At 46.9% G+C, this 7,265-nt stretch carries 3 protein-coding genes and 2 pseudogenes; 2 read left to right on the top strand and 3 right to left on the bottom strand.

Features of this window, described 5'->3' with window-relative positions; translation table 11 throughout:
* Positions 1 to 151 precede the first annotated feature (151 nt).
* A pseudogene (locus ACI0FR_RS15275) lies at positions 152 to 434 on the top strand (DDE-type integrase/transposase/recombinase); the annotation flags it as partial.
* Positions 435 to 750: 316 nt separating this feature from the next.
* On the opposite strand, the gene ACI0FR_RS15270 reads toward ACI0FR_RS15275, so the two are convergent.
* Together ACI0FR_RS15270 and ACI0FR_RS15265 are read right to left on the bottom strand one after the other, a co-directional pair.
* Positions 751 to 2,370, bottom strand: a complete 1,620-nt coding sequence (locus ACI0FR_RS15270) for a GMC family oxidoreductase (protein ID WP_404908544.1) — start codon at positions 2,368 to 2,370, stop codon at positions 751 to 753.
* A gap of 31 nt (positions 2,371 to 2,401) precedes the next feature.
* A complete protein-coding gene (locus tag ACI0FR_RS15265) occupies positions 2,402 to 2,659 on the bottom strand; it encodes a sugar dehydrogenase complex small subunit (RefSeq protein WP_374834070.1) in 258 nt (85 codons plus the stop codon).
* Positions 2,660 to 3,024: 365 nt separating this feature from the next.
* On the opposite strand from ACI0FR_RS15265, the pseudogene ACI0FR_RS15260 reads away from it, so the two are divergent.
* A pseudogene (locus ACI0FR_RS15260) lies at positions 3,025 to 3,683 on the top strand (IS6 family transposase).
* 237 nt (positions 3,684 to 3,920) lie between these two features.
* Here ACI0FR_RS15260 and ACI0FR_RS15255 read toward each other — a convergent pair.
* Positions 3,921 to 7,046: an autotransporter domain-containing protein gene (locus tag ACI0FR_RS15255; protein ID WP_374834091.1), complete on the bottom strand. Its 3,126-nt coding sequence runs from the start codon at positions 7,044 to 7,046 to the stop codon at positions 3,921 to 3,923.
* Positions 7,047 to 7,265: the final 219 nt, after the last annotated feature.

The following is a 7,265-nucleotide window of genomic DNA, read 5'->3' as shown; positions in this document are numbered from 1 at the left end:
AATCATGCCAAAATTGAAGCACAAAAATCATCAAGATAAACAATCATTACAAGACGGTACTCGCCGTAGGGGTACGGTGAACCTGAGATCTCCGGAAGAACGTATTACGTGCATCGACTGCGTTCTGCCGACGGCGTTCGCGTCACCCCCGAGTTGGCGGGTTTATGAAACTTATGTGTAAGTCCCAGGACAATGGACTTACCTTTACCGAGTCGTCGTCAAATTCGGCAACACGATCGATTTCTACCTGTCTGCGACGCGCAACGCCAAAGCAGCCAAGCGCTTCTTGGGGAAGGCTTTGAATAGCTTGAAAGACTGGGGAAAGCCACGTGTCATCAACACTAATAAAGCACCAACCTACGGGATTGCCATCACGCAGTTGAAGGCCGAAGGCAAATGCCCTGATGAACTGGTGCATCCGCAGGTCAAATATCATGAGAATGATCTAATCGCCCACACCATTTCGGCAATGCACCTGGCTGCGCCATTCAGAAAGATGGTACATCCGAAGTCTGTAGCGGGCGGCAACTGCATTCACTACTGCTCCAAGCTTTAAGCTTTTCCAAAACAACCACGTCTTTATATATTTTGTCCAGCGCCACTAAGCATTCCCACGGATATCTGAGTCAGAGCCCTTGAGAAACTCCATTGTAGTGGCCATCGCTAAACTCCTGCCAAATCAACACAAATGTAAATCGCAGATAGAAAACACAGAAGGAAGGTCATGGTCTGATAACTCTTACCTTAAAGTCAAAATTTTACCGTCGCAGCTATTGCCGGTACTGCTTTCAATGACAGGGCAGCAATTGTGAGTGTAGGATTGGCCGTCGCTGATGTTGGAAATGTCCCTGAACCCAATAGAAATAAATTCCGATGATTGAAGCTACGAAGATCAGCATCAACGACTGCACTGGCAGCATCCGTCCCTATACGAACCGTACCGATTACGTGACCCGATCCTTGTATGTCCTTAGCATGATTGATGTTTGTTGCACCTAAAGCTGTGAATATTTCCGTATGAGCCTTTTCAGCTTCAGCTAATCCGGCTCGCGTATATTCATCATAATTATACTCTATCCGTGGCAGTGGCATGCCATTGGCATCACGCTTTTCCGGATCGAGTGTAACTCGATTACTGGCTTCGGGCGATTGCTCTACCAGAGAAGCCAAGCGGATATGTCGCGAAGTAACCTGTCTGATTGCAGCGTCAAGCTCGGCACCGCGTAATCCTTGCTTTGCCAATTCTACCGCCGTTGACAACGGCGCACCCGTTGGCCAGTTATGACCATCATTGCCAATCTCTATTCTAAAAGCCGCACGGTCTTTGCGAAATTCACCGTCACGCAGATTTTCAATTCCTGATGTGGAAAGCGGTCCACGATAAGGCCAGACGGGATCCTTAGCCTCTGCCCAACTTAATTTGCTTGGATGATCCATCAAATTGCGACCAACTTGATCGGAGCTATTGGCAACACCATTTGCGGCCCCCTCCTGAGCAGAGTTTAACAATAAGCGTGGCGTCTCAATAGCATGAGCAGCTACAACAACCACCTTGCCTTTTGCCGTTCCAGTGCTGCCATCAGCACGCCGAAAATCGACAGAGGCAATTTGCCCGTCTGGCGCGAGGTTCAATCTTGTTGCTGTCGTTTGATCATAGATAACCGCGCCCGCACCTTCTGCCTGATCCAGATGGATAGTCGCATCATATTTCGCCTGCACCGGACAGACAGGGATGCACGAGCCATTGCCGCAACATTCAGGCCGATCGCCTATTGCTACAGAGGTGCGACCTTGAGGTGTGGATCGAACTTGATATTTCGATCCTTCCAGTGCTTTTGTGAATTGTTTATCGAGATATGTCTGCGGTATCAGCGGCATCGGGAAATCACCCGATCTTGGTGAGCCAAGGTCCTCTGTGCTATCACCTGCTACGCCGACTTCCTGTTCAGCCGCCAGATAAAAAGGCTCAAGCGCATGATAGTCGAATGGCCAGTCAACCGCTTGTCCGTAAAGTGAATTCATCTTGAAATCAGCAGGCACATTGCGAAGTGTCGTTCCCAACCAATGCCAGGTGGTTCCGCCCACAACCTTGATATAAGTCGATTTGAAATTCTCAGGCCCCATTTGTTGATAATAATCACCAATCCTGTGAGCTAACGGATGCGGGGCTGTCGGATCATTCGGGTAAGCCGACTCCGGAACCTTAATTTTCGCATTCCAGAATTTTTCGACGGCATCAAAACGATCAATACGCTTTCCACTTTCCAAAAAGGCCACTTTCATACCCTTTTGCGCCAATTTTGCACCAGCAATTGCACCAGCAATACCGCTTCCGATAATCAAAACATCAACAGAAATATTTTCCGACATGTAACAATCCCTAGTGCCTCGATTAACGGAATTAAGCTTCTGACGGTTCAGACCAATAGCCAATTGTGCCACCGCAGTATCCCATTGGTTTGGTGTAATCCATCGCCTGCCAGATCAGCGCATCCGTATATTCTACCACCACCAGATCATCCGGGTTTGGAGATTCACCTGTATACCAAGTGGCAACCAATGAATCAGATAGATCTTGATTGTCATCACCTGCTGCCAGTTGGACGAGATCATCTTCTTTGCCAAGTCTGATATAGACTTCCATAATTGTGGTCGCCATGTCCTTAGAAAGTCCGGTCTGTCCCAGTTGTTTTTCTGAGAGTCTCATGAATGAGTTGACATCATAAATTGATGTAGCCGCCCAAACTGGCAGGGGAAATAATGCAAGAAGAGGTGCTGCAGAGGACGAGCATAAAAAAGTCCGCCTCGTGAGAGCTGAAGGAGACTTGACTTTGTGGCTGGGCATATTTCTGATCCTCGACGCAAAATGAATATTCAACCTACTTTTATTTGATTTATGTCCCTGAGAATTCAGCAAAGCCATCCCTGAAAACTGGTACCTGTACAATAAATTGTAATAGCCCCGAATTATTCGGTTATTTCTCACCCTTAATTGAGGGTGAGGAGTAATGTTAGGCATATGACATCATTGCCAGGTTGTTTGAGGTAGGGGGGCGTTTTCCGCGTGAATTTATTGCTTGCGCTGTCTAAACCTATCACCGATTTGCATTGAGCACGGCCGATGTGGAAGATCTTCTTGCTGAGCGTGGCGAGTTTGTCAGCCGAGAAACCGTTTGCGTCTGGATTAATCGCTTCGGTCGCCATTTAGCCGACTGTATCCGCAGGAGTCTGCCAAAGCCAAAAGACAAGTGGCACCTTGATGAGGCTTTCATTACTATCGGAGGAAAGAAGTTTTGGCTTTGGTGGGCAATTGATGCAGATGGCGATGTTCTTAATATTATAGTTCAAACGCGTCGAAATACTAAGACTGCCAAACGGTTTTTCTCCAGACTGGTGAAGCAATTCGTCAATCACGTGTGATCGTGACGGACAAGCTGCGTAGTTACATTGAGCCGATACAAAACCTTTCAGCAGATGCGGATCACCGGGTTCATAAAGGCTTGAATAATGCTATAGAAGTCTCTCATAGGCCAACGCGAAAACAGGAAACGATATTGGGTCGGTTCAAGTCAGCGCGACAGGCGCAAAGGTTCCTTGTCGCTCACGATCAGATCAACCTGATTTTCCGTCCGCGTCGCCATAAACTCACAGCTCAATACGGTTTGCATCGCACTGGACAGTGACTTGCCGCGCCGCCAAATTGCCTCAGATTTCAGTATTGGGCATACAAAGCTTATAAAAAAAATCGCTTCTGTTATCGATGAAGTGAAGACACTCTCACGTCCACGGATATGACTATGGTTGGGCGCAAGATATCGCGGTCACCCATGCTCATTAACATCTCCTTCTGTCCCACAATGGGGAGAGAAGGAGACGTCGCACGAGTAAGCTGCATAGCGACATGTTTTAACGTAAATTCATCAGAACTGGATTTTCAAGCTGGCATTCAGACCATTTTGCGTGATGCCGGAACCGAATTGCCCCTGATAAGTAACTCCAAGAACTGCATTTTTTTCAAGTTGGAAATCCAGTCCGGTCGAGATAAGTGCGGTGTTACGACCAATAGCCATGCCATTGATAGTAAAAGCATCAGATCCGGTGAAATTTGCTTTTGATGTTGGTGTCACATCGCCAAAAGCGTGTCGCCATGCAATGTCGGCACGTACTTTAACCGGGATAACCTCTTGATTAAGGTCGGCCGAGATCCGAAATCCGAGCGATGCCAACGCCGTATCCATTGTGGATTTATAAATGTTCAAGGCTGCGCCATTACGGCCGTCTTCGCTGAATTTATCTGCTCTCAAATGCACATACGCAAGATTGGCATAGGGTTCGATAGCGAATTGTTCCGTGGTTTGATGCTTGTAGCCGAGTTCTCCAAATATTTGGAACGTTCCCGCTTTATAATCTGCTGCTAGCTTATCTTCAAAGCCGGCGAAGGCGATACCACGGTTCATGTTAATATTATGCCATGTATAAGCAGCCCCCGAGCGGAATGCGAAAGTGCCTTGATTATGGGCCATTTCAGTACCAGCATAAGAGCCGATGGTATAATCGTCACTTTTGCCGGAAGACATGCGTTCATGAATGCGGAACTTACTGTAGCTGTAACCAGCCAGTAAGCCAAACCGCCAATTATCCCAAACCTGTGCATCAATACCGGTCAGAAAACCGCCAATACTGTTTCTTGTTTTTGCCGTATTGTCGTTGCCGGATTGTGTTGTCCATTCACCAAGGCCATGCATCCAGAAATTCGGCTGATCCAGATAACCGATTGTTGTTTCACCAATGCCTGAAGACTTGGAAAAGCTTCGGGACAATTGATTATATACAGCTGTACGGGTGTACGCGCTGTTATTGATCAATGAGGATTGTATCGAGGCATATGCCTCACCCGAGAGTTGATCATAGGCTTGCCGGGCTTCTGCTTCGGTCAGGAACAGTAAATGGTCATACAAGATATCGCCTGCGATCTGGCTGTCCAAGGCTGTTGCGGTGGCATTTTGATTGTTTGTGACGGCGATATCCGCAAAAGCCACATCTGAGCGGCTGGTTTCTAAAAAAACATTATTGCTATCATAATCTAAGGCAAAATCGATGAACGGCGTTTGCGTAACCAAGCTGCCGCCCCAATTATCATAGGTACCGATAACACCGTCACTGGCTGTAAGTAACGTGTAGCGTCCAGCAGCAGTGCCACGCCCGGCGCCTTGGCGCACAAGCTCCAATGAACTATTACTGCCAAATATAGCTGCACCATTGATGCTGATGTGATCAGTGCCATTAGCGGCTGCCAGACCTGCAATATAGGTTGAGCCGCTTTGTTGGATAAAACTTCCATTAACCGTTAAAGTGCCGATTGCATTGTCTGCAAAAATCGCACTGCCTGGAGAGATTTTGCCACCTTTTGCCAGCATTACATTGCCAACAGAGCCGCTACCGGACAATTGGCCTGTCTGCGAGACATGGCTTTCCGATGTAATACTTCCCTGTACTTCCAGACCACCGCCAACAATATTGGTTGGTCCCTGATAGGTGTTTTGACCGCTAAGAACGAGAATACCAACGCCACGCTTGGTGAGATCACCTATGCCGGAAATGGAGTTTGACCAGATTGAAGAATAACCTTGTGTATCTACATCAAAAACACCAGCGTACCGAAAGGCCATTGGTCCGTCGATTGCTGCTCCAAGATTGAGCAAACCCTGTCCGAATTTGTCCTGATCTTCAAAACCGGTTTTTGTGGTGGTGGTTAAAATGGTTTCAATGGTCTGGCGGGCATTCATATAGGGAAATGCTGAACGCACAACCGCCGCGGCGCCAGCAACATGTGGCGCTGCCATAGATGTGCCGTGTATGTATCGATAGCCATTATTCTCATCGCCTTGCGGCCAAGTGGAGTAAATCCCTCCCGAAATATTCTCACGGGTCATCGCTCCACCGGGAGCCGCTATACACCACTCCGCCGTTTCACCGCATTCATTGCTGTAAGGAGCGAGCTTGCCGTCACGGCCAACCGAAACGACCACAATCAATGACCCTTTGAGATCAGAGAAATCCATATCATCAAAAGCAGGATCACTCGGGTCTAAAAACTGATAGGTATCAGGATTTTGTTTATCGACAGTTTCCACCTCATCATCAAGGAACTTGATCTTGCCACTGTTGATAAAATCGCGAGTGATGAGCGGAAACATGCCATTACCGATGGGTATACTCGTATAAGCACCTGGTTGCTCTAGTCGAGAATTACCTGCTGCAAAGACCATGACAACATCTTCGTCTGCTGCATGTTTCAGTATTTCATAGGTTGAATCTAATCTTTCGGGGCTGTCCTCGATAAGTTGATAATCCAATATTTTATAATTTGGATTTGTGGATCCGTTTTCTAATTTTTTCTTGGGAAACGTATCTGGCCCATAACTACCATTGATAACTTTTGCACCGTGTTCTACAGCATACAATATGGCCTCATCCGTCGGCGAAAGAAACTCATTACGACCATCGACAGCAACTGCGAGTATAGGCATCAGAATAGAATCGTAGGCAACGCCTTGCATGCCAAAGCCATTACGACCCGCACCAATGATTCCTGCAACATGATCGCCATGTCCATTTAATTCTCCATTATCTATTCCTGGGAAAACGTCACGGACTGGCTGTTCGTTACCAAAATTGTAGAAAAAGGGTGAAATACGGCCTTCATATTCAGGATGATTAACGTCTAAGCCAGTATCAATCACTGCTACGACCACACCTTTACCGGTATATCCTTTAAGATAGGCGGGCAGGGCGTTGATCATATCCAGCCCCCAATTGGAGTGATATTCCGCATCAGCGGCTGGCGGAATGGCTTCGGCGTTTTGTGCATAGGCAAAGGTTGATACAAAAGCTGGCGCTGCAAGTGCCGTGGTTAACGTCAGGTATTTTAAACCAACCTTTATAAGAGACATAATTTCCGCTTCCTCTAAGAAAAAGATATTCCGCGATATTTTTTGCAAATTGCAAAATGAATATTTATTTGAACAATTTAAATCATCACGCACGGTCAATAGATATACCTGAAAACTGGTATATTGGTTTTTGTAAGAGCCCCCGAATTATCCGGACATTTTCTCACCCTTAATTAAGGGTTAGGAGTAATGTTAGGCATATGACGAGTCATAATTCGCATATTGAAATTTTGGACGGTCCAGAACGTCGCCGTCGCTGGACGAGCGCTGAGAAGCTTTCGATGGTTCAGGAAACCTATGAAACTGGTGCAA

The organism is Paenochrobactrum sp. BZR 201-1, assembly GCF_044987585.2.
GTDB lineage: Bacteria > Pseudomonadota > Alphaproteobacteria > Rhizobiales > Rhizobiaceae > Paenochrobactrum > Paenochrobactrum pullorum.
This window is presented reverse-complemented; position numbering and strand designations above follow the sequence as displayed.